The sequence below is a fragment of the Mesorhizobium sp. 2RAF21 genome (assembly GCF_052115345.1).
Classification (GTDB): domain Bacteria; phylum Pseudomonadota; class Alphaproteobacteria; order Rhizobiales; family Rhizobiaceae; genus Mesorhizobium; species Mesorhizobium terrae.
This window is the reverse complement of the sequence record NZ_JBFRGM010000007.1, coordinates 121,992-148,181: the sequence shown is the minus strand read 5'-3', so window position 1 is coordinate 148,181 and position 26,190 is coordinate 121,992. Positions and strand designations below refer to the sequence as shown.

The 26,190-nt window shown below is 63.5% G+C and carries 29 protein-coding genes; 15 read left to right on the top strand and 14 right to left on the bottom strand.

The window, feature by feature from the left end; translation table 11 throughout:
* Positions 1–84: 84 nt before the first annotated feature.
* The 4 genes from rpsT to AB4136_RS13295 all read right to left on the bottom strand — a co-directional run bounded on the left by rpsT (position 85) and on the right by AB4136_RS13295 (position 3,443).
* Entirely contained in the window at positions 85–351 is a 267-nt protein-coding gene (gene rpsT / locus AB4136_RS13310) for a 30S ribosomal protein S20 (protein ID WP_024922319.1), read from the bottom strand.
* A 159-nt stretch (positions 352–510) separates the two neighbouring features.
* Entirely contained in the window at positions 511–1,284 is a 774-nt protein-coding gene (locus AB4136_RS13305) for an enoyl-CoA hydratase (RefSeq protein ID WP_024922320.1), read from the bottom strand.
* A 40-nt stretch (positions 1,285–1,324) separates the two neighbouring features.
* Complete coding sequence (mutM, locus tag AB4136_RS13300) at positions 1,325–2,215, bottom strand: bifunctional DNA-formamidopyrimidine glycosylase/DNA-(apurinic or apyrimidinic site) lyase (RefSeq protein ID WP_024922321.1); 891 nt, start codon at positions 2,213–2,215, stop codon at positions 1,325–1,327.
* Positions 2,208–3,443, bottom strand: a complete 1,236-nt coding sequence (locus AB4136_RS13295; RefSeq protein WP_024922322.1) for a phosphopentomutase — start codon at positions 3,441–3,443, stop codon at positions 2,208–2,210. The genes mutM and AB4136_RS13295 overlap by 8 nt, the downstream gene beginning before the upstream one ends.
* Before the next feature lie 204 nt (positions 3,444–3,647).
* Here AB4136_RS13295 and AB4136_RS13290 point away from each other — a divergent pair, with 204 nt between their 5' ends.
* Complete coding sequence (locus AB4136_RS13290; protein ID WP_036254950.1) at positions 3,648–4,568, top strand: phosphate/phosphite/phosphonate ABC transporter substrate-binding protein; 921 nt, start codon at positions 3,648–3,650, stop codon at positions 4,566–4,568.
* Here the strand turns inward: AB4136_RS13290 and AB4136_RS13285 are convergent.
* From AB4136_RS13285 to AB4136_RS13275, 3 genes are all read right to left on the bottom strand, one after another.
* Positions 4,565–5,188: a TadE/TadG family type IV pilus assembly protein gene (locus AB4136_RS13285; protein ID WP_051504849.1), complete on the bottom strand. Its 624-nt coding sequence runs from the start codon at positions 5,186–5,188 to the stop codon at positions 4,565–4,567. The two genes, AB4136_RS13290 and AB4136_RS13285, sit on opposite strands and share 4 nt — an antisense overlap.
* Positions 5,189–5,229: 41 nt before the next feature.
* On the bottom strand, positions 5,230–5,820 hold the full coding sequence (locus tag AB4136_RS13280; RefSeq protein WP_024922325.1) for a TadE/TadG family type IV pilus assembly protein: 591 nt from the start codon (positions 5,818–5,820) through the stop codon (positions 5,230–5,232).
* A 138-nt stretch (positions 5,821–5,958) separates the two neighbouring features.
* Positions 5,959–6,378, bottom strand: a complete 420-nt coding sequence (locus AB4136_RS13275; protein WP_024922326.1) for a pilus assembly protein N-terminal domain-containing protein — start codon at positions 6,376–6,378, stop codon at positions 5,959–5,961.
* Between the two features lie 35 nt (positions 6,379–6,413).
* Between AB4136_RS13275 and AB4136_RS13270 the strand changes: the two genes are divergently transcribed.
* From AB4136_RS13270 to AB4136_RS13230, 9 genes are all read left to right on the top strand, one after another.
* A complete protein-coding gene (locus AB4136_RS13270) occupies positions 6,414–6,548 on the top strand; it encodes a hypothetical protein (RefSeq protein ID WP_275041526.1) in 135 nt (44 codons plus the stop codon).
* Between the two features lie 51 nt (positions 6,549–6,599).
* Positions 6,600–7,118, top strand: a complete 519-nt coding sequence (locus AB4136_RS13265; RefSeq protein WP_024922327.1) for an A24 family peptidase — start codon at positions 6,600–6,602, stop codon at positions 7,116–7,118.
* A 202-nt stretch (positions 7,119–7,320) separates the two neighbouring features.
* The gene (gene cpaB, locus AB4136_RS13260) at positions 7,321–8,133 is read left to right on the top strand and encodes a Flp pilus assembly protein CpaB (protein WP_024922328.1); all 813 of its coding nucleotides are present in this window, start codon (positions 7,321–7,323) and stop codon (positions 8,131–8,133) included.
* Complete coding sequence (locus AB4136_RS13255; RefSeq protein WP_024922329.1) at positions 8,130–9,662, top strand: type II and III secretion system protein family protein; 1,533 nt, start codon at positions 8,130–8,132, stop codon at positions 9,660–9,662. The genes cpaB and AB4136_RS13255 overlap by 4 nt, the downstream gene beginning before the upstream one ends.
* A 14-nt stretch (positions 9,663–9,676) precedes the next feature.
* Positions 9,677–10,402: a CpaD family pilus assembly protein gene (locus AB4136_RS13250; RefSeq protein ID WP_024922330.1), complete on the top strand. Its 726-nt coding sequence runs from the start codon at positions 9,677–9,679 to the stop codon at positions 10,400–10,402.
* Between the two features lie 30 nt (positions 10,403–10,432).
* The gene (locus AB4136_RS13245; protein WP_024922331.1) at positions 10,433–11,716 is read left to right on the top strand and encodes an AAA family ATPase; all 1,284 of its coding nucleotides are present in this window, start codon (positions 10,433–10,435) and stop codon (positions 11,714–11,716) included.
* A gap of 27 nt (positions 11,717–11,743) precedes the next feature.
* Positions 11,744–13,234, top strand: coding sequence for an ATPase, T2SS/T4P/T4SS family (locus AB4136_RS13240; protein WP_024922332.1), 1,491 nt, complete (start codon positions 11,744–11,746; stop codon positions 13,232–13,234).
* A 29-nt stretch (positions 13,235–13,263) separates the two neighbouring features.
* Positions 13,264–14,277, top strand: a complete 1,014-nt coding sequence (locus AB4136_RS13235) for a type II secretion system F family protein (protein ID WP_024922333.1) — start codon at positions 13,264–13,266, stop codon at positions 14,275–14,277.
* A 5-nt stretch (positions 14,278–14,282) separates the two neighbouring features.
* A complete protein-coding gene (locus tag AB4136_RS13230; RefSeq protein ID WP_024922334.1) occupies positions 14,283–15,302 on the top strand; it encodes a type II secretion system F family protein in 1,020 nt (339 codons plus the stop codon).
* 123 nt (positions 15,303–15,425) lie between these two features.
* Here the strand turns inward: AB4136_RS13230 and AB4136_RS13225 are convergent, their stop codons facing one another.
* Positions 15,426–16,259, bottom strand: a complete 834-nt coding sequence (locus tag AB4136_RS13225; RefSeq protein ID WP_024922335.1) for a tetratricopeptide repeat protein — start codon at positions 16,257–16,259, stop codon at positions 15,426–15,428.
* Between the two features lie 122 nt (positions 16,260–16,381).
* On the opposite strand from AB4136_RS13225, the gene AB4136_RS13220 reads away from it, so the two are divergent.
* From AB4136_RS13220 to AB4136_RS13210, 3 genes are all read left to right on the top strand, one after another.
* The gene (locus AB4136_RS13220; protein ID WP_137901184.1) at positions 16,382–17,740 is read left to right on the top strand and encodes a M17 family metallopeptidase; all 1,359 of its coding nucleotides are present in this window, start codon (positions 16,382–16,384) and stop codon (positions 17,738–17,740) included.
* 94 nt (positions 17,741–17,834) lie between these two features.
* On the top strand, positions 17,835–18,185 hold the full coding sequence (locus AB4136_RS13215; protein WP_024922337.1) for a MarR family transcriptional regulator: 351 nt from the start codon (positions 17,835–17,837) through the stop codon (positions 18,183–18,185).
* A 23-nt stretch (positions 18,186–18,208) separates the two neighbouring features.
* Entirely contained in the window at positions 18,209–19,069 is an 861-nt protein-coding gene (locus AB4136_RS13210; protein ID WP_024922338.1) for a C40 family peptidase, read from the top strand.
* A 3-nt stretch (positions 19,070–19,072) separates the two neighbouring features.
* On the opposite strand, the gene moaB is transcribed toward AB4136_RS13210, so the two are convergent.
* The 6 genes from moaB to AB4136_RS13180 all read right to left on the bottom strand — a co-directional run bounded on the left by moaB (position 19,073) and on the right by AB4136_RS13180 (position 22,768).
* Positions 19,073–19,630 (bottom strand): molybdenum cofactor biosynthesis protein B, encoded by a 558-nt coding sequence (gene moaB / locus AB4136_RS13205; protein WP_024922339.1) that lies wholly within the window; start codon positions 19,628–19,630, stop codon positions 19,073–19,075.
* Positions 19,617–20,501 carry a 4-(cytidine 5'-diphospho)-2-C-methyl-D-erythritol kinase gene (locus AB4136_RS13200; protein ID WP_024922340.1) on the bottom strand — a complete coding sequence of 295 codons (885 nt, stop codon included), beginning with the start codon at positions 20,499–20,501 and terminating at the stop codon, positions 19,617–19,619. Before AB4136_RS13200 ends, moaB begins: the two co-directional genes overlap by 14 nt.
* Positions 20,502–20,539: 38 nt before the next feature.
* Positions 20,540–20,725, bottom strand: coding sequence for a hypothetical protein (locus AB4136_RS13195; protein WP_024922341.1), 186 nt, complete (start codon positions 20,723–20,725; stop codon positions 20,540–20,542).
* A gap of 82 nt (positions 20,726–20,807) precedes the next feature.
* Entirely contained in the window at positions 20,808–21,671 is an 864-nt protein-coding gene (locus AB4136_RS13190) for a S49 family peptidase (RefSeq protein ID WP_024922342.1), read from the bottom strand.
* Positions 21,672–21,755: 84 nt separating this feature from the next.
* Positions 21,756–22,547, bottom strand: coding sequence for a tRNA1(Val) (adenine(37)-N6)-methyltransferase (locus AB4136_RS13185; RefSeq protein WP_024922343.1), 792 nt, complete (start codon positions 22,545–22,547; stop codon positions 21,756–21,758).
* Positions 22,544–22,768, bottom strand: a complete 225-nt coding sequence (locus tag AB4136_RS13180) for a putative signal transducing protein (protein WP_024922344.1) — start codon at positions 22,766–22,768, stop codon at positions 22,544–22,546. The genes AB4136_RS13185 and AB4136_RS13180 overlap by 4 nt, the downstream gene beginning before the upstream one ends.
* 155 nt (positions 22,769–22,923) lie before the next feature.
* Between AB4136_RS13180 and AB4136_RS13175 the strand changes: the two genes are divergently transcribed.
* Complete coding sequence (locus AB4136_RS13175; RefSeq protein ID WP_024922345.1) at positions 22,924–23,940, top strand: polyprenyl synthetase family protein; 1,017 nt, start codon at positions 22,924–22,926, stop codon at positions 23,938–23,940.
* A gap of 221 nt (positions 23,941–24,161) precedes the next feature.
* Positions 24,162–25,922, top strand: coding sequence for a tetratricopeptide repeat protein (locus AB4136_RS13170; protein WP_024922346.1), 1,761 nt, complete (start codon positions 24,162–24,164; stop codon positions 25,920–25,922).
* Positions 25,923–26,190 lie beyond the last annotated feature (268 nt).

The following is a 26,190-nucleotide window of genomic DNA, read 5'->3' as shown; positions in this document are numbered from 1 at the left end:
CGTTCATTTCAAGCCATTGCCGGCAAACGAAAAAACCCGACGCAAGAGCGCCGGGTCTTCAGAATTTCGTGATGCCTGGAAGGCTTAGGCCGACAGCGTCTTGAGGCGCTGGGCGAGGCGCGAAACCTTGCGCGATGCCGTGTTCTTGTGCACGACGCCCTTGGTGGCGGCGCGCATCAATTCCGGCTGGGCGTCCTTGAAGGCGGCTTCGGCTGCGACCTTGTCGCCAGCGGCCAGCGCTTCTTCCATCTTGCGCACATAGGTGCGAACGCGCGAACGGCGGTTCTTGTTGACTGCCGCTCGGCGGGCGATCTTGCGCGTAGCCTTCTTGGCCGACGAGGTATTGGCCATGCTGCCTCTCTTCCGATCTCTATGGTGGGCGCTTGCGGCATGCCGCTGGGCGCAAAAAACAAATGGGCAGCCACGGGCCGCCTCAATCGATGCGGCTTATAGTTCAGCTTTTCAGGCGCGTCAACGCCGAAGGCGCGCATTTTCCGTGCATTGGCAGCCTCAGCTGTTGGTGAAATTTGCTTTCCGCTTCTCGGCGAAGGCGGCCATGCCCTCTTTCTGGTCGTCGAGCGCGAACATCGAGTGGAAAACGCGCCTTTCGAATCGCAGCCCTTCCGCCAGCGTGGTCTCATACGAACGGTTGACCGCCTCCTTGGCCATCATCACCGCCGGCAGCGAGAAATCAGCGATCTTGGCGGCGGCCTTCAAGGCTTCGTCAACGAGGTCAGCAGCGGGCACGATGCGGGAGACAAGGCCGCAGCGTTCCGCTTCCGCGGCATCCATCATGCGGCCGGTCAGCACCATATCCATGGCCTTCGACTTGCCGACGAAACGGGTGAGACGCTGCGAGCCGCCCATGCCGGGCATGACGCCCAGCGTGATCTCGGGCTGGCCGAACTTGGCGCTGTCGGCGGCGATGATGAAATCGCACATCATGGCCAGTTCGCAGCCGCCGCCCAGCGCGTAGCCGGCCACTGCCGCGATGATCGGCTTGCGGGCCCGCGTCAGTTCCTCCCAGCCGACGAAGAAGTCCTGCAAAAAGGCTTCGACATAGGTCTTGGTCTGCATTTCCTTGATGTCGGCGCCGGCGGCGAAGGCCTTTTCCGAGCCGGTGATGACCATGGCGCCGATTTTGGGGTCGGCCTCGAAGGCCTTCACGGCGTCCAGAATATCGGCCAGCACCTGCGAATTCAGCGCGTTGAGCGCCTTCGGCCGGTTCAGCGTGATCAGCCCGACCTTGCCACGCGTTTCGGCGATGATGGTTTCATGGGCCATGGCTCGGTCTCCTCATTGCAGGCGATGAGACCGATCTAGCCTACTCCTGGCAGGAGCGGCAATAGAAGGTAGAGCGGCCGCTTTGCACGATCCGTTCGATATGCCCGCCGCAGCCGGGTTTACGGCAGGGCTGGCCCTCGCGGTCATAGACCGCGAAGGAATGCTGGAAATAGCCGAGCGAACCGTCGGCCTGCACATAATCCTTCAACGAGGAGCCGCCGGCGGCGATGGCGTCCGCGATGACCGAGCGGACGGCCTCCGCAAGCTTCTCGCTCCGGTCTTTCGCTTTCTTGCCGTTGCTGGCGATGGTGCCGGCGGAACGCGTAGGCAGAAGGCCGGCGCGCCACAGCGCCTCCGAGACATAGATGTTGCCGAGGCCGGCAACCAGCCGCTGGTCGAGCAGCGCGGCCTTCAGAGGTGCTTTTCGGCCCTCGAAGAGCGAAGCCAGCAGCGGACCATCCAGCGCATTGCCAGTCGGCTCGACGCCAAGATCCTTCAGCATGGGATGGTCGCCCACCGCACCTTCGCCAAACAGCATGAAGCCGAAGCGGCGTGGGTCGTTGAATACCACACGCGCCTTACCGCCGGCAGCGGGCGCAAGATGGAAAACGACATGGTCGTGGGCGGCAGCTTTGGAGCGCTCGTGCTGGAACTCGCCGGGAGTGTCGATGCCGTCGGCTTGCTCGACGCGAAACGAGCCCGACATGCCGAGATGGCAGATCAGCGTTGGCCCATCCTCGATATGCATGGTCAAATATTTGGCCCGGCGGCCGAGCGCGCAGATCAGCCGGCCTTCGAGGCGCTCCGCGAAGCGTTCAGGAAAGGGAAAGCGCAGATTGGGCCGGCGGACCTCGACGGCGAGGATGCGGGCGCCTTCCATCGTCGGCTGCAGCCCACGCCGAACGGTCTCAACCTCGGGAAGTTCAGGCATTGGCGCCAAGCCTGGGAAGGAATGAGGTACCGTAGTGGCCGGCGGGGAGGCCGAGATGTTCGGCCACCGTCTCTCCGATGTCGGCGAAGGTCAGCCTGAGCCCGATATCGCCGCCCTTGAGGCCCTGGGCAACTCCGAATACCGGAATGCGTTCGCGTGTATGGTCGGTGCCGCGCCAGGTCGGGTCGTTGCCGTGGTCGGCGGTCAGGATGAGGAGGTCGCCGGGCTTCAGCTTCGCCAGAGCCTCTGGGACGCGCTTGTCGAAGGCCTCCAGTGCAGCCGCATAGCCAGTGACATCGCGACGATGACCGAATTCGGTGTCGAAATCGACGAAGTTGGCGAAGACGAGGTCGCCGTCGCCGGCGTCGTCCATGGCGGTCAGCGCTTTGTCGAACATGGCCATGTTGTTGGGGGCCTTGCGCACGTCGGAGATGCCGCGATGGGCGAAGATGTCCCCGATCTTGCCGACGGCAAGCACGCGGCTGCCGCGCGCGGTCAGCCGGTCGAGCAGCGTCGGCTCGGGCGGTGGAACGGCGAAGTCGCGGCGGTTCGGCGTACGCTTGAAGGTGGCGCGGGTTTCGCCGACGAAGGGCCGCGCGATGACCCTGCCGATCTTGAGCGGGTCGACCAGCCGGCGCACCACCTTGCAGAATTCATAGAGCCGTTCGAGGCCGAAATGCTCCTCATGTGCCGCGATCTGCAGCACGGAATCGACGGAGGTGTAGCAGATCGGCATGCCGGTGCGGATATGTTCCTCGCCGAAATCCTCGATCACGCCGGTGCCCGGCGCGTGCCGGTTGGCGAGGATGCCAGGCACCTTGCCTTCGCGGATCATCGCTTCGGTGAGCGAAGTCGGAAAGGCCGGGATGGTATCCGGGAAATAGCCCCAGTCGAAGCGCACGGGCAGGGCGGCGATCTCCCAGTGGCCGGACGGCGTGTCCTTGCCGCTGGAAACCTCCTGCGCCGCGCCATGGAAGGTGGCGGGGGCCGCAGGCGCGCCAGGGAAGGAAAGCCCCGTCGCGGTTCTGGCAGCGCGACCAAGCCCGAGAGCAGCCATGTTGGGCACGGCGAGTGGCCCGCTGCGCAGCCCTTCCTGGTCCGCCTTGCCGGCTGCGCAAGCCTCGGCAATGTGGCCGAACGTGTCGGCGCCGGCATCGCCATATGCCTCCGCGTCTGACGCACCGCCGATGCCGAAGGAGTCCAACACGAAAATGAAAGCGCGCGCCATTCGAACCTGTCTGCAAATTTGTCCGCCAAGACATAGGAGTGCCTAGCCGCCTTGGCAATTCGGAAACCAAACGGCAACGGCTTCCATGGACAATGGCTGTCAGTGGCGCGGTCCGACTTGTGTCGCGCCAAGATCGTGAAGGTTGATCGATTCCGGATGAAGCTTCGTCGTTTGCGCCTCCAATGCCTGATCGGGGCCTCCTTGATGGCCCTGGCGCTCTCCACGATTGCCCTTGCGCCGGCTCGCGCCGAGACCACCGGTAAGAGCGGCGCCTTCCGCATTGGCATTCTGGCCGAGCCTGGAGCCGGCAACACCGTGCCGGGGCTGTCGCAACTGACGCGCGCCTTTTCGATGGCGCTCGGCCAGAAGGTCGAATTCCTGGTCGCGCCCGACTATACCGCCCTGATCGAGGCGCAGACCGTCGGCCGCGTCGACTATGCGGCCTATTCGGCCATGGCCTATGCCGTGGTTGACGAGAAATGCGGCTGCGTTGAACCGTTGGTCGCGCCGACCGACGCGGACGGTGCGGTGGGCGTACGGTCGGTGCTCGTCACGCGCGACGACAAATTACCCTCCTTGGCGGCAATGCCGTCCCATCGCATCGCCGTTGCGCCAAGGCAGAACCTTGCCGGTTGGCAATTGCCCAGGGCCGAGCTTGCCGGAACGCCCTCGGCTTTTGCCGAGGGGGCGACTTTCCTGGAACGCGCCGAAACAGCGACGGAAGCGGAGGCCATGCTGGCCGACGGGCGGGCGGACGCGGTCTTCGGCTGGGCGCCGGCCGGTGCCGCCAGCGCCGAAACTGTCTCCGGTGGCACGGTGGCAAGACTGATCGAAGCGGGCGTGCCGGAAGCGGCGATCCGGGTGATCTGGAAGTCCGGCCTGCTACGCTATGGCCCGCATGCCGTTCTCAAGAGCATCGACCCGGAAGCCAAGCGGCGGCTCGGCGTGTTCCTGACCAATCTGAAGGGGCAGTCGCCACAAATCTACGACCTTCTGGAGCCGAAGCATTCGGGCGGCTTCGTCGCGGTCGGGCGGGAAGATTACGCCGTCGCGCGAACCATTCTGAAGGCTGTCTCGGAGGCTGAGCCGAAAGCCGATCAAGGACGCGATAAGGTCACGCCTTAGCAGTCGGTACAGTCCAGCTTCGTCAGGGTGCGCGGGCGAAGCAGATAGCTCTCGCCCATGGTTATCCCGTTGAAGGCGGTCAGGTTGAGGGCGTTGTTTCCACCCGCCACCCAAGCGAGTACCGGCTGGTAGGCGAGGCTGCTGTCGACTTTGATCAGGAATGTGTTCTGGATGGCCAGGGCCGGCGGTATCTGAACCGGACTGCCGACCGCCAGGCCCTGGCTGAAAGTGCCGTTGACCATCTTGCGCGACCAGGCGACCGTGGCCGTCGGCGTGGCGGCGGACGACAATTGCACGCCGGTGATGGTGATGGTCGGAGCTGATCGCGCATAGGGCAGCAATGCCGTCTGCCCGAGTTTCATGATACCCTCGAGGTCGGACTTGGTGGAACTGTTTGTTATCTGGCCGGCAAGATCAGCCACCATGCTGCCGAGGCGCGCGACCTTCTTGCTGGTCTCGATGGCCTGCGACGCTTCCATGGTCATGAAATACATGACGAGCAGGATCGGAGCGAGAAAGGCGAATTCGACGGCGGCGATGCCGCGCCTGTCCAAGCCGAACCGACGGGCCAGTGTCCGCAGGGGTCCACGCTTCGACCAGATTTCAGCACGAGACGACATTTTCTTTTCTTTTCTTCGTCTGTCGCGGTTCGCGATCAGGGTTAATATGTTTCGTTTTTCCAGGTGGTAGTCGCGAACTGCAGCGTGTTGCCGCCATTGAGGTTGGCCATCGACTTGGCCAGGAAGTCAGTCATAACCGGCCATTTGTAGAAGACGCGCAGAATGCTGATGGCTCCCGACCCTCCGGGCTCGGCAACGAACTGCTTCGGATCGACCTGAGCCGCCTTCATCAGCACGATATCGCCATTGGATATCTTGAATGTGTAGTTCGCGGCATCGGCGAAAGAGGTCGGCGTGCGTAAGTCGACCAGCAGGCCGGGGCAATCCTTGGCGACGATGATCTCCATGTTCTTGCAGATCATCTGCTTCAATGAGGTCACGGTAACTGTAGCTGGCTGAACCTGTCCGGTTCGCAACTGCCGGGCTGCGGTGTCCATGCTGCTCGTCATCAGTTCCTGGCCGGCGAAGGAGATACAGCTTTCCAGGATGGCGAAGACCAGCATCGCGAACGGGATGGCCAGCATGGTGAATTCGATGGCCGTGCTGCCCCGCCGGTCGCGCCCGAAACGCGCAAGCAGTCCGCGGCGTCGCGCCGGCTGCCCAGTGCCCTCGCAATTGCTTGTCTGCCCCATAGTGTCTGCGGACCCTCGCGCCTTACCTTCGCAAGCCTAGACGAAATCCGTTGAAGGCCCGTTTTCCCGGTCCCTAAACTATTGGCAGAGGTCTTTACCGGAGCTTAACCGAGGTCTGACGAGAGCGGTGAAAAACGCCTATTGGCCGGCTCTCATCTCGGTTTCCGACACTTTCTCGGCCTCGTTCTTGGTGGCGCTCTCGCAATAGGGCGTGCACGACATGGTCTGCACCTGCGAACGCCGGTATATCCGCACCGAACTCGCGCCTTGCCTGACCACGGTGATTTGTTCATCGAGGATCGGACTGCCTTGGCGGTCGAGCGCCACGAGATTGGTGACGCCGAACCCCTTGCCGGTCAGAACGATGGTCGATGCATCCTGCACGGCGGCGTCGGCGATCGCGGAATTGCCTATGACCACGGTGTCGGCCGCGCGCGGCAATTTGACGATCTTCGCCTGGTTCATGGTGACTTCGATGCCGACGTCGGCCTTGCTTGGCAAGGCAATGACCGTGGCGGCAAGCGCGGCGGCCACGATCAGCGGTTTCGACACGGACATTTCGGTCTCCGGAGACGGCGGAACTGGCAAGGAAGATGAACGAGATTGGTGAATCAAGGGTTAAATGGCGCTTGGCGATCAAGGGCGACTGCGAACTTGTCGGCGCGCGATATGGCCGGCAAATGCCGGTGAAAGGCGGCATTTGCCGGGGCGGGCTCATCGATCCTTAACGGAGTTCGGCTAGGCTGCCGCCAGATTGCAGCTCTTTTTCGTGTCAGGCCATGCTTGTAGCGCTGATCTTTGTCATCTTTCCGTTCTGCATGCTGTTCGCCGCCATCTCGGACATGGTGTCGATGACCATCGCCAACCGCGTGTCGGCGGTGCTTGTGGCCACCTTTGTCGTGGTCGCGCCGCTGACCGGCATGGATTGGACAGCTTACGGATTGCATCTGGCCGCGGGCCTGCTGGTGCTCAGCGTGACGTTCACCCTGTTCGCGCTCGGCGGCATGGGCGGTGGCGACGCGAAGCTGCTGGCTGCGACATCGGTCTGGATGGGGCTCAGCATGACGCTGATCCAGTATCTGGTGATCGCCTCCATCATCGGCGGCTTCCTCACCCTGGCGATCCTCGCCTACCGCAAGTCAATCCTGGCGGTCTACACCAAGCAGAACATGTTCCTGCGCCATTTCGCCGATGAGAAGGTCGGCATTCCCTATGGGGTCGCGCTGGGCATTGGCGGTCTGCTCACCTTCCCGGAATCGCCACTGGCGATGTGGGCACTGCAGCGCCTGGCTTCCTAGCCAGAAGTACCGTCAGGCCCGAGTACACTCCCGCAGAGAGAAAGGTATCCGGTCATCCCGGGGAGCCCGCATCGGGCTATCGTTCAAATTTGTATAAACACTAAATTAATCACGATCGTAAGCATTCCATTAACCGTAATTTGACGATTTCGGCAGCACAGTCCGGCCTGGCTAGATGGCTTGGTAGGGCGAGGTTGGACGAATGCCGGCATCCCGTTTGATTATCTTGGGCGTGGCCGCTGCCGCGGCCGGCGGGGCTGGCTATGTGGCCAAGAACATGGCTGTTCCAGTGCCGCAGATCATCGAGGCGGGCCCGCAGCAGCCAGCGATCGCCCTTCAGGATGTTCTGGTGCTCGGCGGCGACGTGCCGATGGGAAGCCCGATCCAAGCCAATCTTAAATGGGAGTCCTGGCCCCAGGACGGCGTCAATCCCAATTTCATCACCCGCGCCAACGAGCCGGATGCCTTGGACAAGCTGAAAGGCTCGGTCGCGCGCGTGGCTCTCTACTCCGGCGAGCCGTTGCGGCGATCGAAACTGGTCGACGGCGGCAAGAGCTTCATGTCGTCGATCCTGCCGTCCGGCACGCGCGCGGTGGCTACCGCGATCGCGGCCGATACTTCGGCTGGCGGCTTCATCCTGCCGAACGATTTCGTCGACGTCATCATGGTCCGCAAGTCCGATCCGGCGGCGGGCGCCGGCGGCGGGTTCACCAGCGAGACCATCTTGAAGAACATCCGCGTGCTCGCCATCGACCAGACGATCCAGGAAGACGAGGAAGGCAAGAAGACGCGCGTCGGCCAGACGGCGACGCTGGAGCTGACGCCGCAACAGGCCGAGATCATCACCGTCGCCCAGCAGATGGCGGACCGCCTGACGCTTGCGCTGCGCTCGGTCAAGGACGCGCAGGAAAAGGCGACCGGTGAAGCCGACTACCTCGTTAATGGCAACGGCCGTCGCGGCACCGTTCGCCTCATCAAATCCGGTGAAGTTTCCGAAGTGGGAGCAAGGAAATGAGGCTGAACGCCAAATCGCGGATCGCCGCTGCCCTCGCCGCCGCTCTCCTGCTTCTGGGTGTTGATACGCTTGGGACGATTGGGGTCAACGCCGCGAACGCCAAGGCGCGCGTCGGCAACAGCGTCGCTGGCCAGCGCGTCAAGCTCGGCTTGAACAAATCGGTGGTGATCGACCTGCCGAACGATGCCTACGACATCCTCGTTGCCAATCCGAGTGTCGCGGACGCCGTGACGCGAACCTCGCGCCGCATCTACCTGTTCGGCAAGGCGGTGGGCGAAACCAACATCTTCGTCTTCGGCGCGAATGGCGAGCAGATCGTCAGCCTCGACCTTGCCGTCGAGCGGGACGTCGCCGGGCTGGAGGACTATCTCAAGCGCTTCATCCCGAATTCCAGCATCAAGGTTGAGCTTATCAACGACAACGTCGTGCTGACGGGCAACGTGGATACGCCGCTGGACGCCAAGCGCGCGGTCGATCTCGCGACTGCGTTCGTTACCGGCGGTGAAGCGACCACCGGTCAGTATTCGCAGACCGCGACGGGCGGTGACAGGAATAGTGGCGTCGCCATCGACAACCCGGATTTTACGCGCCAGAAGAGCCAGATCATCAATCTCATCCAGATCAGCGGCGAGGATCAGGTTACGCTGAAGGTGACCGTCGCCGAGGTGAGCCGCTCGGTGATGAAGCAGCTTGGCGTCAATATGGTGGGCAATGGCGGTTCCGATGGGATCAGCTGGAGCTCGTACAGCTCGCCGTCCTACGGTCTGGGCAAGCCGCTTTCCGCGTCGTCGGGCTTGGGGATCGGCAACTCGTCTTTGACGGCATATGTCAACGCCATGGAACAGGCCGGTGTCATGAAAACACTGGCCGAGCCGACATTGACGGCGGTTTCGGGCGAGAAGGCGACGTTCAAGGTTGGTGGCGAGTTCAATCTCATCACCTCAAGAACCAACGCCACATCGACAGACAACCAGAAGGGCGACGTCGTCTACGAGAAGGAGCGCCTCGAATATGGCATCGGGCTTGAGTTCCAGCCGGTCGTGCTCTCCGCCGGACGCATAAGCCTGAAGGTGCGGACCTCGGTTTCCGAACCGACGGCGGAAGGCGCGACAACGCTGGAAGGTTTAAGGGGTTTGCCGGGGACGACCTTGTTGTCGATCCGCAAGCGCCTCGCCGACACGACAATCGAGTTGCCCTCCGGAGGCTCGATGATGATCGCCGGTCTCGTCCGCGACGACATCAGGCAAGCCGTAGGCGGTCTGCCCGGGCTATCCAAGATTCCCGTACTCGGCGCCTTGTTCCGCAGCCGCGACTTCGTTCGCAACGAGACCGAGCTGGTCATCATCATCACGCCCTACCTGGCCCGACCGGTGGCGCGCAACGAACTGGCCAAGCCGGACGACAATTTCAACGCCGCCAGCGATGGCGCGGGCATGTTCCTCGGCCGCGTCAACCGCGTCTACGGCACCATGCAGACCGACAAACCCGCCGGCCGGTATCACGGCGTCGTCGGCTTCATCTACAAGTAAGCGGGGAGCGGAACATGTCCCATCAGGCAATTAAGACAATCTCGCTGGCGGCGACCCGCGTCCGCGTGTCCGGCCATCGGCTGGCAATACCGGCGGCCTTGGCGGCGGCGGTCCTATTGGCCGGTTGCGCAAACCGCGACTCAATCACGGTGGGCTCGGTCCCCGACGACTACCGTACCAATCATCCGATCATGATCTCGCAGCAGGATCAGACCATCGACATTCCGGTCGGCGCCAGCGACCGGGGGATGACCAAATCGCAGAGCCAGTCGCTACTGGGCTTTCTGGAGGGTTATGATCGCAGCGCCGGCACGGTGCTGACGATTTCCGTGCCCTCGGGCTCCGCCAACCAGATCGCTGCGCAATCCGCTGCCCGCGGCTTTGCTAAGGTCGCTGCCGCCAACGGGATACGCCGCGACCGGATCGCGTTCATCTCCTACGACGCCGGTGCCGCCGATGTCGCCGCACCCGTGCGCGTGACCTATTCGGCCATGCGCGCACACACCGACAAATGCGGGCGCTGGACGGGCGACATCGCCGATACGACCGACAACAAGCACTACACCAATTTCGGCTGTTCTTATCAGAACAACCTGGCGGCGCAGATTGCCAATCCGGCCGATCTGCTCGGTCCGCGCCAGCAGACCCCAGTCGACGCGACACGGCGCATGAAGGTTATCGACGGGTATCGCAACGCGCCGTTCTACACGCCGGCGCCGAGGCAGGAAGTTGATTACTGACAGCGGTTATCTGTCAGGGGACAGGATAAAATGACGAATCTGGCCTACGGCACCGCCGCGGAAGACGATGAAATAACGCAGCAGGAGCTTGCCGCCATGCAGGCGCTGCGGCCGATCCCGCGCATTTCGATCCAGGCGTTCTGTGAAACGGATGGCGTCGCCAATCCGATGGAGCGCGCCGGGCAGGACCGGCGCATGGCCAAGGCCCATCTCAAGGTTCATATGGGCGGCATCCCGACGGCTATCGAGTTCTACCATTCGGCGCCGACGCCCAACTTGATCGTGCTGGAAACGCGGGCGGAACCGAAAGAAATGCTCGATCAGCTGGGAAGGCTGGCCGAACATTGCGATCCATCCTCGAAAGTGGTCGTCATCGGCCACTACAATGATGTCGGGCTTTATCGGGAGCTCATTCGCTCCGGCATTTCCGAATATGTGGTGGCGCCAGTGTCGATGGCCGACATCGTGGCGGTCGTCGCCTCGATCTTTGTCGATCCGGAATCGGAACCTATCGGCCGCTCGGTCGCCTTTGTCGGTGCCAAGGGCGGGGTCGGCTCCTCCACGATAGCCCACAACGTCGCCTGGGCGATGTCGTCGCTGTTCAAATCGGAAGTTGTCGTCGCTGACCTCGATCTCGCCTTCGGCACGGCCAACATCAATTTCGACCAGGACCCGGCCCAAGGTATCGCCGAGGCGGTCTTTTCGCCGGAGCGCATCGACGAGGTCTATCTCGACCGCCTGCTGGCGCAATGCGCGGAGCATCTGTCTCTGCTCGCCGCGCCGTCGACGCTGGAACGCGTCTATGATTTCGAGCCGGAAGCCTTCTCCCACATCATCGACACGGCGCAGCGCAGCGCGCCGATGCTGGTGCTCGACGTTCCGCATATCTGGAGCGGTTGGAGCAAGAACACGCTGATCAAAGCCGACGAGATCGTCATCACGGCCACGCCGGAGCTGGCCAATCTGCGCAACACCAAGAACATGGTCGACATGCTCAAGCGGCTGCGCCCCAACGATCCGCCGCCCAGGCTGATCCTCAACCAGGCTGGTGTGCCGAAGCGGCCCGAAATCTCGGCCGCCGATTTCGCCGAGCCGCTTGGCATTTCGCCTATTGCCGTGATCCCGTTCGAACCGCTGTTGTTTGGCAACGCGGCCAACAACGGCCGCATGCTGGGCGAGATGGATGCCAAGAACCCGGTCGTCGCCATCGTCAACGAGATCGCGCATGTGCTGACGGGCCGCAGCGAGCCCAAGACAAGGAAGAAAGCCGGGCTTGGCGGTCTTCTCGGTAAATTCCGGCGTGGCAAGAAGTGACCGCGCAAGCGGGATTGGTAGTTGATCATGTTTGGTAAGAGAGGCAACGACGACACGAGCCGCACGGTGCCGGAATTCCGGCAGCCGGCGCCTGTGGCGTTGGAGGCCGCACCTTCGCGGCCCTCGGCTCCTGTCGCGCCTCAGCTTGGGCCCACCCCGTCCGCCGCCCCAGCCCGGCGCATGGTCGATGCGCCCGCCATGGCGCCCGAACCACGCCGTGGGTCGCGCGAGCGCGGCGAAGCCTATTACGACACCAAGAGCCAGGTGTTTTCGGCGCTGATCGACACGATCGACCTGTCGCAGCTGGCCAAGCTGGATCCCGAAAGCGCGCGCGAAGAAATCCGCGACATCGTCAACGACATCGTCGCGATCAAGAATTTCGCGATGTCGATCGCCGAGCAGGAGGACCTGCTCGAGGACATCTGCAACGACGTTCTGGGTTACGGGCCGCTGGAGCCTTTGCTGGCGCGCGACGACATCGCCGACATCATGGTCAACGGTTCCCACAACGTCTACATCGAGGTGAACGGCAAGGTTGAGACGACGGGTATCCGTTTCCGCGACAACCAGCAGCTTCTCAACATCTGCCAACGCATCGTTTCCCAGGTCGGCCGCCGCGTCGACGAATCCTCACCAATCTGCGACGCGCGCCTGCCGGACGGTTCGCGCGTCAACGTCATTGCGCCGCCGCTTGCCATCGACGGCGCCGCGCTGACCATCCGCAAGTTCAAGAAGGACAAGCTGACCCTCGATCAACTGGTCCGCTTCGGCGCGATATCGCCGGAGGGCGCCGAGGTTCTCAAGATCATCGGCCGTGTCCGCTGCAACATCGTCATCTCCGGCTCCACCGGTTCCGGCAAGACCACGCTGCTCAACTGCCTGACCAACTATATCGATCGCGAGGAACGCATCATCACCTGCGAGGACTCGGCAGAGCTGCAACTGCAGCAGCCGCATGTGGTGCGCCTCGAAACGCGTCCGCCCAATCTTGAGGGCGAAGGCGAGGTGACTATGCGCGATCTGGTCAAGAACTGCCTGCGCATGCGTCCCGATCGCATCATTGTCGGCGAAGTGCGTGGACCTGAGGTGTTCGACCTGTTGCAGGCCATGAACACCGGCCATGACGGCTCTATGGGCACCATCCACTCCAACAGCCCGCGCGAGTGCCTGAACCGTATCGAATCGATGGTCGCCATGGGCGGTTACACGCTGCCGCAAAAGACGGTGCGCGAAATCGTCGTCGGTTCGGTGGACATCATCATCCAGGCAGCACGCCTGCGTGACGGTTCCCGCCGCATCACCCACATCACCGAAGTGATTGGCATGGAAGGCGACGTCATCATCACGCAAGACCTCGTCCTCTATAACATCAAGGGCGAGGATGCGAATGGCAGGCTGATCGGAGAGCACGTGTCGACCGGCATCGGGCGGCCGCATTTCTGGGATCGGGCGCGCTATTATGGCGAGGAACAACGCCTGGCTGCCTCGCTCGAGGCCATGGAGAAGCGGGCGGAATGACGGCCCTGAAGGTTTGAGGAACCTTGCCGATGTTCGGTATCGACACCACGGTTCTGGCTTTCGTCCTGCTGGCCGGCATCAGCGCCGGCGCGGTGGCCTATGCCTTGCTGTTCAAGCGCATGAGCGTGGAAAAGCAGGTCGGCAAACGACTGGAGACGATCAAGGCGGCCGAGACCGACCGCGCCGTGGTCAAGGCTGCCCGTGACAAGATGAACGAGGCGGCCAAGCGCCGCAAATCGCTGCAGGACACACTCAAGGACCTCGACGACAAGCAGAAGGCGAACACGCGCACCGTCAAGAGCCCGCCGCTGAGGATACAGATCCGGCAGGCTGGGCTCTCCATGACGATGGAGCGCTTCTATGTCTATTCGGCGCTTTGCGGTCTCGTGCTCGGCATATTGGTATTTTTCCTGGGCGCGCCGCTCTTTGCGGTTCCGGCGGCCGTGCTTGTCGGCGGCCTCGGCCTGCCGCGCTGGTTCATCTCGATTTGCCGCAAACGCCGGGTCAAGGCGTTTCTCAACGAATTTCCCAACGCGCTCGACGTCATCGTGCGCGCGGTGAAGTCAGGCCTGCCGCTCAACGACGGCATCCGCCTGATCGCCAATGAATCGGCCGAACCAGTCAAGGGCGAATTCCGGCGCATCGTCGACGCGCAGCAACTGGGCTTGTCGATCCCGGATGCCGCATTGCGCATGCCGGAGACCATGCCGTGCCCGGAGGCCGGCTTTTTCGGCATCGTCATCCAGATCCAGGCGCAGGCCGGCGGTAACCTTTCGGAAGCGCTCGGTAATCTTTCGCGCGTGTTGCGCGACCGCAAGAAGATGAAGGCCAAGGTTCAGGCACTGTCGATGGAAGCGAAGGCGTCGGCCGTTATCATCGGCGCGCTGCCGTTCATCGTCGCGTTCCTCGTCTACCTGACCAGCCCGAACTACCTGATGCCGCTGTTCTTCACGAGCACCGGCCATCTTATCCTCGGCTTCTCCGCGATCTGGATGTCGATCGGCATCTTGGTGATGCGCCGCATGATGAACATCGAGATCTAACGGCCATGAGCGGACAGACCATCAAAACCCTGACCGACCCGACCTTCCTGATCGCCATCCTGGTGGCGATCGCGGTGTTCGCCACCGCGTTCACGCTTCTGCCGGCATTCGCCCGCGATCCGCTCAAGGCGCGGATGAAGTCGGTGGCGCTGGAGCGCGAGGAACTGCGCGCCAAGCAACGCGCCCGCCTGGCTGCCGAAGCGGATCGGCGCCGCAAGGGCCTGCGCGAAGAGCAGTCGGTCGGCATGCGCAACATCGTCGAGAGGCTCGACCTCAAACGGGCGCTGGCCGACGAAGGCACCATGCAGAAACTCAAGATGGCGGGTTTTCGCGGCCAGAACCCGCTCACCAGGTTCCTGTTCTTCCGCCTCGTGCTGCCTTTTGCCGGCTTCGCCGTGGCCATCTTCTACGTCTTTGTGGTTGGCACTCTTTCGGAGCAGCCCCTCATCGTGAGGTTGTTCGTCTGCATCGTCGGTGCCTATGTCGGTTTCTACATTCCGGTCCTCTACGTTTCCAACAGAGCCACCAAGCGCAAGCAAGCGATCACGAAAGCCTGGCCGGACGCGCTCGACCTCATGCTGATCTGCGTGGAATCGGGCATGTCGGTGGAAGCGGCGATGCGGAAAGTCGCCGACGAAATCGGCGCGCAGTCAGTGGAGTTGGCCGAGGAATTCATCCTGACCACCGCCGAGCTCTCTTATCTGCAGGAGCGCAAGCAGGCTTATGAAAACCTAGCAGGTCGTACCGGCCTCGATTCCGTCAAGGCTGTGTCGCAGGCGCTGATCCAGGCCGAACGCTACGGCACGCCGGTTGCTCACGCCTTGCGCGTGCTTGCCTCCGAAAGCCGTGACATGCGCCTGAACGCGGCCGAGAAGAAGGCGGCGGCGCTGCCGCCCAAGCTGACCGTGCCGATGATCCTGTTCTTCCTGCCGGTGTTGTTCGCCATCATCCTCGGGCCGGCCGGTATCACCATCAGCGAGCGTGGCGTATTCGGCGATAAGCCGCACTCGACCGAACAGCAATAGTAGGCCAAGCAACCCACTCGTCTGCAGCGAACAGGGAGCCGCGACGCCTCTTCGGCGGGTTTCGGAGTGTTGCTGTGAGCTTGGCCTTTGTCTTGGCCATGCGCCCGTTGCGGCCGGGCGTCGCTAGTTGACCGCCTTGGCGGCCTGCGACTTGGACTTGTCCTGCGCCTTCAGCTGATTCCAGGCGTTCTGCTGCGAAAGCATCTGTCTGAGATAGGCGACATTGGCCTGTGCCTGCTCGGGCGACAATTCCTGCGAGGCGATCTTTTCAGCCTCGTCGAAGCGGCCTTGCAGGCCGACGGCAAGTGCCAGGTTCTGGCGCACGCGGCTGTCGGCGTTGGGCTGCGAGGAGGCCGACCGGAGATAAGTTTCGGCTGTGCGCAAATCACCTTCCAGCAGGTAGGACATGCCGAGATTGGACAGGATTGATGGCTCGTTCGGTTTCAGGTCCTGCGCCTTGCGGTAGAGCTGGCGCGCTTCGTCGCGCTGGCCGAGCTGGTCGAGGATGGCGCCTTCGGCCGACACCAGTCTCCAGTCCGGATATTCCGGCGTCTGCGCGCGGCGCACCGCGTCCAGCGCCGGTTCGAACTGGCCGTTGGCGGCCAGTGCCTTGCCATAGGCGGCAAGCACGTCGCGGTCCTTCGGATAGGAAATGGCCAGCTTGCGCATCACCGCCAGCGACTGATCGGCGTCGCCGTTCATCTGCAGCACCGTCGCATACTTTAGCGCGATGTTCTTGTCGGTCGGATTGCTCGCATAGGACTGACCCAAGCGGGCCGTGGCATCGCGCAATTCGCCGGAGCTCATCAGTTCCACCGGCTTGCCGCTGGTGCGGCCGATCGAGCCGGTCGACATCCGGTCGGTGCCGCAGCCCGCAACACCCACGGCAAGCACGGCCACGAAAGCGGCGGTCAGCAGCCGCTTGCCGGTCGCGCTGGCGGGGAGGGTGATGGGCATGGGGGCGGGCTCCATTCTTCCGGGGGCCGTTCGCCGGCCGTCTTCCCTAGCCGAGAAATATTCTGTTAACCCTAATGGATCGTTAATAGCGCCGAGTCTGCGGCGTAGTTGGAGCGTTGAAAATGCCTGTCGAGCTTGTCGAAAAGAAACCGCGCAAGGCCTTGCCCGTCCATCTGGTTCGCAAGGACGGTCTGGAGACAGCAGGTCTTTCGCCGCAAGCTCTTGCATGGGCCAAGGCCAACGGTTTTTTGGGCGAGGCGGGCAAGACGCTGGTTCTGCCTGGCAAGGACGGAGAGCTGAGCGGCGCGCTGTTCGGCCACGGCGAGGGATCGCTGCAACTCGGCGCCCTGGCTAAGGCGCTGCCGGAGGGCGATTGGCATTTCGCCGATGTTCCGGCCGATCCGGAACTCGCGGCCCTGGCTCTGGCGCTCGGCGGTTATGTGTTCACCCGCTACGGCAAGAAACCGGGCAAGGCGCTGCGTTTTGTCTTGCCTGCGGGCGCGGACGCGGCGCGCGTCGCCAGCCTCGTGGAGGCCGTCCACCTTGTCCGGGATCTCGTCAACACACCGACCAGCGACATGGGCCCGGAAGCGCTGGAACAGGCCGTGCGGACACTGGCGCGCCGGCACAAGGCCGATGTCGCGGTGACCAAGGGCGACGATTTGTTGAAAAAGAACTTTCCGATGATCCATGCCGTCGGCCGTGCCTCGGCCGAGGCGCCACGGCTGATCGATCTGACCTGGGGGCCGAAAAATGCGCCAAAAGTGACATTGGTCGGCAAAGGGGTATGCTTCGACACCGGCGGTCTCGACATCAAGCCGTCGGCCTCGATGCTTCTGATGAAGAAGGACATGGGCGGCGCGGCCAATGTGCTGGGGCTTGCCTCGATGATCATGGCGGCGGGCTTGAAGGTCAGGCTGCGCGTGCTCATTCCGGCCGTCGAGAATTCGATCTCCGCCAACGCCTTCCGGCCGGGTGACGTACTCACCAGCCGCAAGGGCATCACCGTCGAGATCGGCAATACCGATGCCGAGGGCCGCCTTGTGCTGGCTGACGCACTGGCGCTTGCCGACGATGAAAAGCCGGAACTGCTGGTCGATATGGCGACGCTGACCGGCGCGGCGCGGGTGGCGCTCGGCCCCGATCTGCCGCCTTTCTATACCGATGACGAGACGCTTGCCGGCGAGCTGGCCGCGGCGGCCGTTGCGGTCGAGGACCCGTTGTGGCGCATGCCTTTGTGGAAGGCCTATGACGGGAAGCTCGCCTCCAAGGTGGCCGACATCAACAACGTCACCCCCGACAGTTTCGCCGGTTCGATTACCGCCGCGCTTTTCCTCAAGCGCTTCGTGGAGAAGGCGCAAAGCTGGGCGCATTTCGATATTTTCGCCTGGAACCCGTCCGAGCGTGCCTACGGGCCAGCCGGCGGCGAGGCGCAGGCGATCCGCGCGCTGGAACGGGTCATTTCGGGGCGCTTTGGCTGATGGTATCGCGCCCGGCGGGTAAGGGCGGCATTTGCAGCCACTCCTGCCGTTTGACTGAAACGGAAGCGAAACGATTTCCCGTCATACTGGAGGGATGTCGATTTCGCTGCGCCCCAGCCAGGCCTTGCGACTGTGGCAGCAGGTCATGCTGTCTCAGGTGCGTGACGACGCGCCGGACCTCACCGCGCGGCAGCTCGCGATCCTGCTCACCATCTATCTCGAACCGCCGCCGCATACGATCCGCGCGCTGGCGGTCCGGCTCGACGTCACCAAGCCTGTCATCACCCGGGCGCTCGACACGATGGGCGCCCTCAAGTTCGTTTCGCGCCATCGCGACGAGCTCGACAAGCGCAATGTCCTGGTCAAGCGCACTGTGGAAGGGGCGCTCTATGTCGAGCGCCTTGGCGATGATATCATCGCCAAGGCCCATGAATTGCCGATCTGACCCCGAACAGCAGAGTTACCGATTTGACTGCCCATGACGCTCGCCTGCACGCCTTTCGCACCGATCTTGCCGATATTCGCCTGAAGGGCGAGGTGGCGGCGGAACGCTTTGTTACCGGCCGACCGGCCCGCATTTCCGTCGCGGTCGCCGATCTGCGCCGCGCGCCACGTGCTGATTCCGGCATCGACACGCAGTTCCTGTTCGGTGACGAGGTGCTGATTTTCGACGAGGCGGAAGGCTGGGCCTGGGTGCAGGGCGAGCGCGACGGCTATGTCGGCTATGTCGCGGCGGCGGAACTCAGCGGTCGCGAGGCTGCCCCAACCCACATCGTCTCGGCGCCGCGCACCTTCGTCTATCCGGGGCCGGACCTGCGCTTCCCGCGTAGCGGGCAATTGTCGATGGGATCGACCGTGGCGGTCACCGGGGCTGCCGAGACGCGGGGCACCCGTTACGCTGTGCTGGCGTCGAGCGAAACAATGATTGCCGGCCATCTGCTGCCGATCGGCGATCATGCGCCGGATTATGTCTCGGTCGCCGAGATGTTCCTCGGCACGCCCTATCTCTGGGGCGGTGTCTCGGGTTTCGGCATCGACTGCTCGGGTCTGGTGCAGCTTTCCATGCGCATGGCCGGCCGCGATGTGTTGCGCGACACTGATATGCAGGTCTCGGCTCTGGGAGAGCTACTCGACATCGGGCCGGACTATTCCGGCTTGAAGCGCGGCGATCTGGTGTTCTGGAAAGGCCATGTCGCGATCATGACCGATGCCGAGATGATGATCCACGCAAACGGCCACACCATGACCGTGGCGCGCGAGGGGCTGAAGGAAGCGGTCGCCCGCATCGGCTATCTCTATGGCGGTCCGACCGCTTTCCGCCGGCCTTGAGGTTCAGGCGCTTTTGCCGCTGCCGCGCTTCAGGTGTTCATCCAGCCTGGGCATGATTTCCACGAAATTGCACGGCATGTGGCGGTAGTCGAACTGCGCCTTGAGGATGCCGTCCCAGGCATCCTTGCAAGCACCGGGCGAGCCCGGCAGCGCGAAGACGAAGGTGGCGTTGACGACGCCGGCCGTCGTCCGGGACTGGATCGTCGAGGTGCCGATCTTGTCGTAGGAGATGCGGTGGAAGACTTCCGAGAAGCCGTCCATGCGCTTCTCGAAAATCGGCTCCAGCGCCTCCGGCGTCACGTCGCGCCCGGTGAAGCCGGTGCCGCCGGTGGTAATGACCACGTCGATAGTGGGGTCCTCCGACCAGCCCAGAACCTTGTCGCGTATCTTGTCGCGATCGTCGGTGACGATCGCGCGGTCCGCCAGCACGTGCCCGGCTTCGACAATGCGGTCGGCCAGTGTCTGGCCGGATTTGTCGTCGGCGAGGTTGCGTGTGTCGGAGACGGTCAGCACTGCGATGCGGATCGGAATGAACGGCCGGCCGAGATCAGGCGTGTTCATGTGCGGAACCTTCCGATGCCATTGAGCGTGTCGCTGCAACGAACCAGTCTGGGTGGCGCGTTCGGATGGTGGCCGCCGCACGCTTGGCGACGTTGCCGGTCTCGAACAGGCCGAAACAGGTGGCGCCCGAGCCGGACATGCGGGCAAAACCTGCCCCGGCTTTCAGCAATGCCGCCCTTGCCTTGCCGATCAGCGGCGCGATTGCCTCGGCGGCGGGTTCAAGGTCGTTGCGTGTTATTTCAAGCCAGCCGCGCAAGCTGTGGAAGTCGATTGCCTTGGGCAGCGGCGGCAGACCTTCATTGTCGCGGCGCGCAAGCGTTGCGAAAACTGCGGCTGTGCCGACCGCAACGCCGGGATTGACCAGAACCAGCCCCAAAGCTGGGAAATCGGCTACCGTCGAGACAGTTTCGCCGGCGCCATGAGCCAGCAATGGCTGCGCCTTGAGGCACATCGGCAGGTCGGCGCCGAGCGAAAAGCCGATCCGCGCCAGTTCCGCTTCGCCGATGTCGAGGTTCCAGATCGAGGCCAGCGCGCGCAGCGTCGCCGCCGCATCGCTGGAACCGCCGCCGACGCCGGAGGCGACTGGCAGGTTTTTTTCAAGGGTGATGGCGACTGCCGGTGCCTTCAGCGGGCCGACATGGTCGCGCAGCGCGTCGCGCGCCTTGAGGATCAGATTGGTCTCGTCGGCCGGCACCAGGCCGGCAAACCGACCGGAGATGTCAAAGCGGTCCTGCTCCGCGCCTTGCGCCTCGACGCGGTCGCCGAAACGGGTGAACACAGCCAGGCTTTCGATGACGTGATAGCCGTCATCTCGCTTGCCGGTGACATGCAGTGCAAGATTGATCTTCGCGGGCGCCAGGCGGGCGTCCACGGCAGCATCTCTAACTGCGGGGTCGAGTTCTGCGGTGCTCAATCCTTGGCCAGCCGGTATTCGCCGGTCTTGGGATCCTTCACCAGGGTTCCCATCGTGCCGTTGGCCCGTTGCTGCTCGGCGCGCCGCACCTTGGCGGTCACGCGCTCGGCTTCCTTGATGAAGGAACGATATCCAACATAGGCGACGACGCCGACGACGATGAAGAAGACGATCTGCGGCATGTCAAAACTCCTTCCTCAATGGCCCTCCATCGCGGAGGTTCAGGTCGGGCAAGAAATTATCGTAGACCGTTCCCGTGGCTTTTCAAAGGCCGAAACGGCTCCACAATGCGCGTTCTTCCGCCGCATCGAACAGGGCATCGACGCCTGCCGCGGCCACGGCGGGAGCCGTGAGGCTCTGCGACGATCCGAACAGCCCGAAGCGGCTGAACAGTCCGCGCGGCTGGGTGACCAGCCGGAGTTGCGTCTTCGGGCCGAAACGCTGCTTGAGCACGCCGCGCATGTCGCCGAGGGAATCGACAAGGCCGAGTTCCTGCCCCTTCTTGCCGGACCAGAACAGGCCGGTGAACAGGTCCGGATCGTCCGCCAGCTTCGCCGCGCGCCGTTCCCTGACGAGATCGATGAAGGTCTCGTGCACCTCCAGCATCAGCGTTTCCAGCCGCTCGACGTCTTCCTTCTTCTCCGGTTGGAACGGGTCCATGGAAGACTTGTTCCGGCCGGCGGTGTGCACGCGGCGCTCGACGCCGATCTTCTTGATCAGGTCGGTGAAGCCGAACGTGCCCGAAATGACGCCAATCGAGCCGACGATGGAGGAGGGGTCGGCAATGATCTCGTCGCCGGCGACCGCGATCATGTAGCCGCCGGAGGCCGCGATATCCTCGACGAAGACCAGGACCTGCTTGTTCTTCTCGGCCGCCAGGTCGCGGATGCGCTTGTAGATCAGCCGCGACTGCACCGGCGAGCCGCCGGGCGAATTGATCGAGATCGCCACGGTCGGACCGGGGAAGGAGAATGCCTTTTCGATCAGGCCCGCGGTGGAAGCCAGCGACAGGCTCGGCCGGAACTGGCTGCCGCCTGCCATGATCGCGCCATGCAGCCTGATGACAGGCACAACGACATCGGTGGAGCGCCAGGATTTCGGCAGGATGGGGTTTAAAAGGCGACGCACGGGATGCGGTTCTCCAGTTTGAGCCCATGGTTTGAGCCTGTGGCATGTAGGCATTCGCCATGCGACGGCAATGGCGAAGCCGGTTCAATCTCCGAAAAGCGAGGCCACTCCGTTGCTGATGGCGTCCGCGCGCGGCAGCAGGCCCTTGTGGTTCGCGTCGTGCAGGACGAGCGGCGGCAGCAAGGCGAGCTTGCCGCGCAAACCGAGAAAGGCACGCAGGACGATGCGGATCGCGGCCTGATCGGCACGCGGATGCACCGGTATGATCTGGGCGCTGCCGAACCGGCCCGCCAGCGCGTCGAGGATCGCGACAAGCGATTCGGGTCGCGCGATGATCGCGATCCCGCCGCGCGGCTTGACCACGGCGGCGGCGCTGCGCACCCAGGCCTCGAACAGCCCGTCGTCCATCACATGCGCCTCGCGCCGCAAGGCATCGGGCGTTGCGCGGTCTTCGCCGGCATTGAACGGCGGATTCATGATGGCGAAATCGAATTTGTTGTCGGCCAGCCCGGCGGCGGTCCTTGCCTTGCCGACAAGCGTCACGTCGGCGCGCAACACCTCCACCCGGTCGCTGAGATGCTGGTTCGCCGGATGGCCGAGCGACGCCTCGGCGAAAGCGGCCATATCAGATGATCGTTCGACAAGCGTTGCCCGGGCGCGCTCGCAGCGCGAGACCACGGCGAGACCGGCAGCACCCGCGCCGGCGCCGAAGTCAGCCACCTGTCCGCAGAAATCGGACGGGACGGCTGCTGCCAGCATCATGGCGTCCATGCCGGCGCGGTGTCCGCCCTTGGCCGGCTGCACCAGCCAGAAGCCGCCGCGATGGAAGGCATCGACCGTGTGCTCGGGAACCGCGCCGGGCGCCGTCGCCGTCATGTCCGGCGGATTTCGTCGGCGATGCCAGCGTCGGTCAGGATCCGCCGCGCTTCGTCGATACGATCGCTCTCGACCAGGACACGGCGCGGCAGGATGCCGATCGACCCGTCGAGCACGCTCATATTCTGGTCGGCGGTGAGAAAACCGATGCCGGCGTCGCGCATCAGCGATTCGACAAAGGAGATGATGACAGCATCATTGGTGCGCAGGAGCTCGATCATGGCGGCAAAATCGCAGTTTGGATCAACGATGTAAACGGCACCGTCGGACGTCCCGTCCTGCGGCCCGCGCCAATTCGCCACTTGCCGTATACGCGCACGCCGCTAGAGTCTAAATCAAGGCAGTGTACGGTCGCGCGGCGGACGGGAGTATGGTTGTGGGTGTCGTTCTCAATCTCGAAGACGGGAAGCGGGAAGCCGCATCGATCAAGGATCTGATCGACCTGACGGCCGCTGATATGGGCCGCGTCAACGAGTTGATCCTGTCCAAGGCCGGTTCCGACGTGCAGATGATTCCCGAGATCGCCAATCACCTGATTTCCTCGGGCGGCAAGCGGTTGCGACCGATGCTGACCTTGGCGGCCGCGCAGATGTTCGGCTATTCCGGCGATGGCCACGTCAAGCTGGCGACCAGCGTCGAGTTCATGCATACAGCCACGCTGCTCCATGATGACGTGGTCGACGAGAGTGGCATGCGGCGTGGCAAGAAGACGGCGCGCATGATCTGGGGCAACCAGGCGAGCGTGCTGGTAGGCGACTTTTTGCTCGGTCAGGCCTTCCGCATGATGGTCGAGGTCGGTTCGCTGGACGCACTCGATATTCTTTCCACCGCCGCCTCCATCATCGCCGAAGGCGAGGTGATGCAACTCGCGGCCGCCAAGAACCTCGATACGACCGAGGACGAGCATTTCGCGGTCATCAAGGCGAAGACCGCGGCGCTGTTCTCCGCCGCCGCCGAAGTTGGCCCGGTGATCGCCTGCGCCTCGCGTACCGACCGCGCGGCGCTGCGTTCCTATGGCATGAATCTCGGCCTTGCCTTCCAGCTCATCGACGATGCGCTGGACTATGGCGGTTCGAGCAAGGACCTCGGCAAGAATGTCGGCGACGACTTCCGCGAGGGCAAGGTGACGCTGCCGGTGATCCTCGCCTATCGGCGCGGCACGGCGGCCGAGCGCACCTTCTGGAAACGCGCCATCGAGGAGAATGTCGCCGACGATGCCGGGTTGGAGAAGGCGATTGGCCTGATGACCCGCCATGGCGCGATCTCCGACACGATCAGCCGCGCCCGCCACTTCGGCGAGATCGCCCGCGACGCGCTGGCGCCGCTGGAAAAGACGCCGCAGAAGGCGGCGCTGATAGACGTCATCGATTTCTGCATCAGCCGCGTCAACTGACGTGAAACGCGGCCGGCCGCGTCAATGGCCACCGGTCTGGACGGGCCCGGGTTCGCCCTCGGCGGAGCGGACTGCCGCGCCATGCTTTGTTAAGGGGATGTCCGCATTGTGACCGCGAGTCGGATTGATGCGCGACCCCAAAAAGGCCATGCTTGACCGGAATGATGGATTCTTTGGCGATCCCCGCCGGAGCGGGTGATTGCCTGCCAGAAAGGATTACGATGCGGCAAAGACGTGTTCGCTGGCTCTCGGGCCTGGCCCTTCTCGCTGGTCTTGTGGCGCAGACGCAGGCCGGCCTGGCAAGCCAGGCGACGGATCCCGTTGAAATCAATTCGTTTTCGGGTGCCTATCTTTCGGCCAGGATCGCCGAGAACGACAACGATCTCGACAACGCCATCGCCTATTACAAGCAGGCATTGGCCTTCGCGCCCGAGGACACGCAGCTGCAGCAGAGCCTGATGTTGTCGCTGATCGCGCAGGGTCGCTTCGAGGAATCGCTGCCTTATGCCGACAAACTGAAGGAAGTGCCGGATGTCGAGCGTTTCTCGCGTCTGGCGCTGGCGGTCGACAGCTTCAAGAAGAAGGACTTCGCCAAGGCTCAGTACTGGCTGAAGCTCTCGCTCGGTGCCGATCTCGACAAGCTGATTTCCGGCGTCATGACCGGCTGGGCGATGCAAGGGGCCGGCCAGGGCGCCGATGCCATCGATTATGTGCGCAAGCTGGAAGGACCTGAATGGTTCGGCCTGTTCAAGTCGTTCCATCGTGGGCTGATCGCCGAGGCGGCCGGGCTGAACGACAAGGCCGACGCGGCCTATTCCGAAGCGATAGGCAACACCGCCGCCGGCAGCGCGGCACCCGAGACCTGGATGCGCGCCGCCCAGGCTTACGCCACCTTCCTGGCCCGCCAGGGCGACAAGGAAAAGGCGCTGTCCGTGCTCAAGCAGGCGGAGGAATTCGGTTCCGGCAAGGTCGAGATCGCGGCGCTGCGCGACAAGATCAACAAGGGCGACAAACCCGAACCGCTTGTCGCCGGCCCCGCCGACGGCGCGTCCGAGATTTTGCTCGATCTCGCCACCGCGCTTAACCGTGGCGGCGGCGAGCCCTTCGTGCGGCTTTATCTCGAATACGCGCTGGCGTTGAAGCCGGACGGCGACGCCGTGCTGGTGCAGCTTGCCGCCGTGGCCGAGCAGCTCAAGGACGGCAACCGCGCCATCGAGTTCTACCGTCGCATCCCGGCATCCTCGCCGTTGAAGGAAGTGTCGGAGCTGCAGACCGGCCTGAACCTCGCCGATCTCGGCCGCAACGACGAGGCGATCGCGCAGCTGAAGACGCTGGTCGAGGCCAATCCCGGAGACATGCGCGGCTATATGGCGCTCGGCGGCGTTTATTCCTCCAAGCAGGATTTCCGCTCGGCCGCCGATCTCTACGACAGGGCGGTCGCGGCGCTGAAAAAGCCGACCAAGGCCGACTGGAATATCTTCTACCAGCGCGGCATCGCTTACGAGCGGGTCAAGGAATGGCCCAAGGCCGAGCCGAATTTCCGCAAGGCGCTCGAGCTCTACCCGAACCAGCCGCAGGTGTTGAACTATCTCGGTTATTCCTGGGTGGACATGGGCACCAACCTCAAGGAAGCGCTGGATATGATCAAGAAGGCCGCCGACCTGCGGCCGAGCGATGGATACATCGTCGATTCGCTAGGTTGGGCCTACTACAAGCTCGGCCGCTACGATGACGCTGTGCGCGAAATGGAACGCGCCGTGCAGCTGAAGCCGGAAGACCCGGTGCTGAACGACCATCTGGGCGACGTCTACTGGCGCGTCGGCCGCAAGCTCGAAGCCACGTTCCAGTGGCGCCACGCGCGCGACCTGAAGCCGGAGCCCGACGTGCTGGCCTCGGTCGAGCAGAAATTGCTTAAGGGCCTGCCGCCGCTCGAGAACAAGACCGCGCAGGAAGCCCCGAAGCCCAAGCCCCCGAAGGGGTGAGAAGCGGTCCGCGTTAGCGGACGAAAAGCCAATTGCTTGGCTTTTCGAGCTTCGAACGCCCTGAGCCTGCGAGGGGCCGGGAAGCGGCCATGTAGCGAATTGGAAGGTCCGGTGGACCTTCCAAAGGGCTCGAACGCTGGGGAGCTGTCGCAGGCAGCGGGCGCCCGGCAGGTGAATCCCTAAGCTAACTGCTTGGCTTTTCGAGCTTCGTTGCAGGTATCGAACTCCGGTGAGGGGAAGATCAGCGTCTTCCTTCCACCACCACTTG

What these genes read in the sequence shown, in the direction of transcription:
- rpsT (WP_024922319.1), bottom strand. Translation starts at nt 351, where the DNA reads ATGGCCAATACCTCGTCGGCCAAGAAGGCTACGCGCAAGATCGCCCGC.
- AB4136_RS13305 (WP_024922320.1), bottom strand. Translation starts at nt 1,284, where the DNA reads ATGGCCCATGAAACCATCATCGCCGAAACGCGTGGCAAGGTCGGGCTG.
- mutM (WP_024922321.1), bottom strand. Translation starts at nt 2,215, where the DNA reads ATGCCTGAACTTCCCGAGGTTGAGACCGTTCGGCGTGGGCTGCAGCCG.
- AB4136_RS13295 (WP_024922322.1), bottom strand. Translation starts at nt 3,443, where the DNA reads ATGGCGCGCGCTTTCATTTTCGTGTTGGACTCCTTCGGCATCGGCGGT.
- AB4136_RS13290 (WP_036254950.1), top strand. Translation starts at nt 3,648, where the DNA reads ATGGCCCTGGCGCTCTCCACGATTGCCCTTGCGCCGGCTCGCGCCGAG.
- AB4136_RS13285 (WP_051504849.1), bottom strand. Translation starts at nt 5,188, where the DNA reads ATGTCGTCTCGTGCTGAAATCTGGTCGAAGCGTGGACCCCTGCGGACA.
- AB4136_RS13280 (WP_024922325.1), bottom strand. Translation starts at nt 5,820, where the DNA reads ATGGGGCAGACAAGCAATTGCGAGGGCACTGGGCAGCCGGCGCGACGC.
- AB4136_RS13275 (WP_024922326.1), bottom strand. Translation starts at nt 6,378, where the DNA reads ATGTCCGTGTCGAAACCGCTGATCGTGGCCGCCGCGCTTGCCGCCACG.
- AB4136_RS13270 (WP_275041526.1), top strand. Translation starts at nt 6,414, where the DNA reads ATGAACGAGATTGGTGAATCAAGGGTTAAATGGCGCTTGGCGATCAAG.
- AB4136_RS13265 (WP_024922327.1), top strand. Translation starts at nt 6,600, where the DNA reads ATGCTTGTAGCGCTGATCTTTGTCATCTTTCCGTTCTGCATGCTGTTC.
- cpaB (WP_024922328.1), top strand. Translation starts at nt 7,321, where the DNA reads ATGCCGGCATCCCGTTTGATTATCTTGGGCGTGGCCGCTGCCGCGGCC.
- AB4136_RS13255 (WP_024922329.1), top strand. Translation starts at nt 8,130, where the DNA reads ATGAGGCTGAACGCCAAATCGCGGATCGCCGCTGCCCTCGCCGCCGCT.
- AB4136_RS13250 (WP_024922330.1), top strand. Translation starts at nt 9,677, where the DNA reads ATGTCCCATCAGGCAATTAAGACAATCTCGCTGGCGGCGACCCGCGTC.
- AB4136_RS13245 (WP_024922331.1), top strand. Translation starts at nt 10,433, where the DNA reads ATGACGAATCTGGCCTACGGCACCGCCGCGGAAGACGATGAAATAACG.
- AB4136_RS13240 (WP_024922332.1), top strand. Translation starts at nt 11,744, where the DNA reads ATGTTTGGTAAGAGAGGCAACGACGACACGAGCCGCACGGTGCCGGAA.
- AB4136_RS13235 (WP_024922333.1), top strand. Translation starts at nt 13,264, where the DNA reads ATGTTCGGTATCGACACCACGGTTCTGGCTTTCGTCCTGCTGGCCGGC.
- AB4136_RS13230 (WP_024922334.1), top strand. Translation starts at nt 14,283, where the DNA reads ATGAGCGGACAGACCATCAAAACCCTGACCGACCCGACCTTCCTGATC.
- AB4136_RS13225 (WP_024922335.1), bottom strand. Translation starts at nt 16,259, where the DNA reads ATGCCCATCACCCTCCCCGCCAGCGCGACCGGCAAGCGGCTGCTGACC.
- AB4136_RS13220 (WP_137901184.1), top strand. Translation starts at nt 16,382, where the DNA reads ATGCCTGTCGAGCTTGTCGAAAAGAAACCGCGCAAGGCCTTGCCCGTC.
- AB4136_RS13215 (WP_024922337.1), top strand. Translation starts at nt 17,835, where the DNA reads ATGTCGATTTCGCTGCGCCCCAGCCAGGCCTTGCGACTGTGGCAGCAG.
- moaB (WP_024922339.1), bottom strand. Translation starts at nt 19,630, where the DNA reads ATGAACACGCCTGATCTCGGCCGGCCGTTCATTCCGATCCGCATCGCA.
- AB4136_RS13195 (WP_024922341.1), bottom strand. Translation starts at nt 20,725, where the DNA reads ATGCCGCAGATCGTCTTCTTCATCGTCGTCGGCGTCGTCGCCTATGTT.
- AB4136_RS13185 (WP_024922343.1), bottom strand. Translation starts at nt 22,547, where the DNA reads ATGACGGCGACGGCGCCCGGCGCGGTTCCCGAGCACACGGTCGATGCC.
- AB4136_RS13180 (WP_024922344.1), bottom strand. Translation starts at nt 22,768, where the DNA reads ATGATCGAGCTCCTGCGCACCAATGATGCTGTCATCATCTCCTTTGTC.
- AB4136_RS13170 (WP_024922346.1), top strand. Translation starts at nt 24,162, where the DNA reads ATGCGGCAAAGACGTGTTCGCTGGCTCTCGGGCCTGGCCCTTCTCGCT.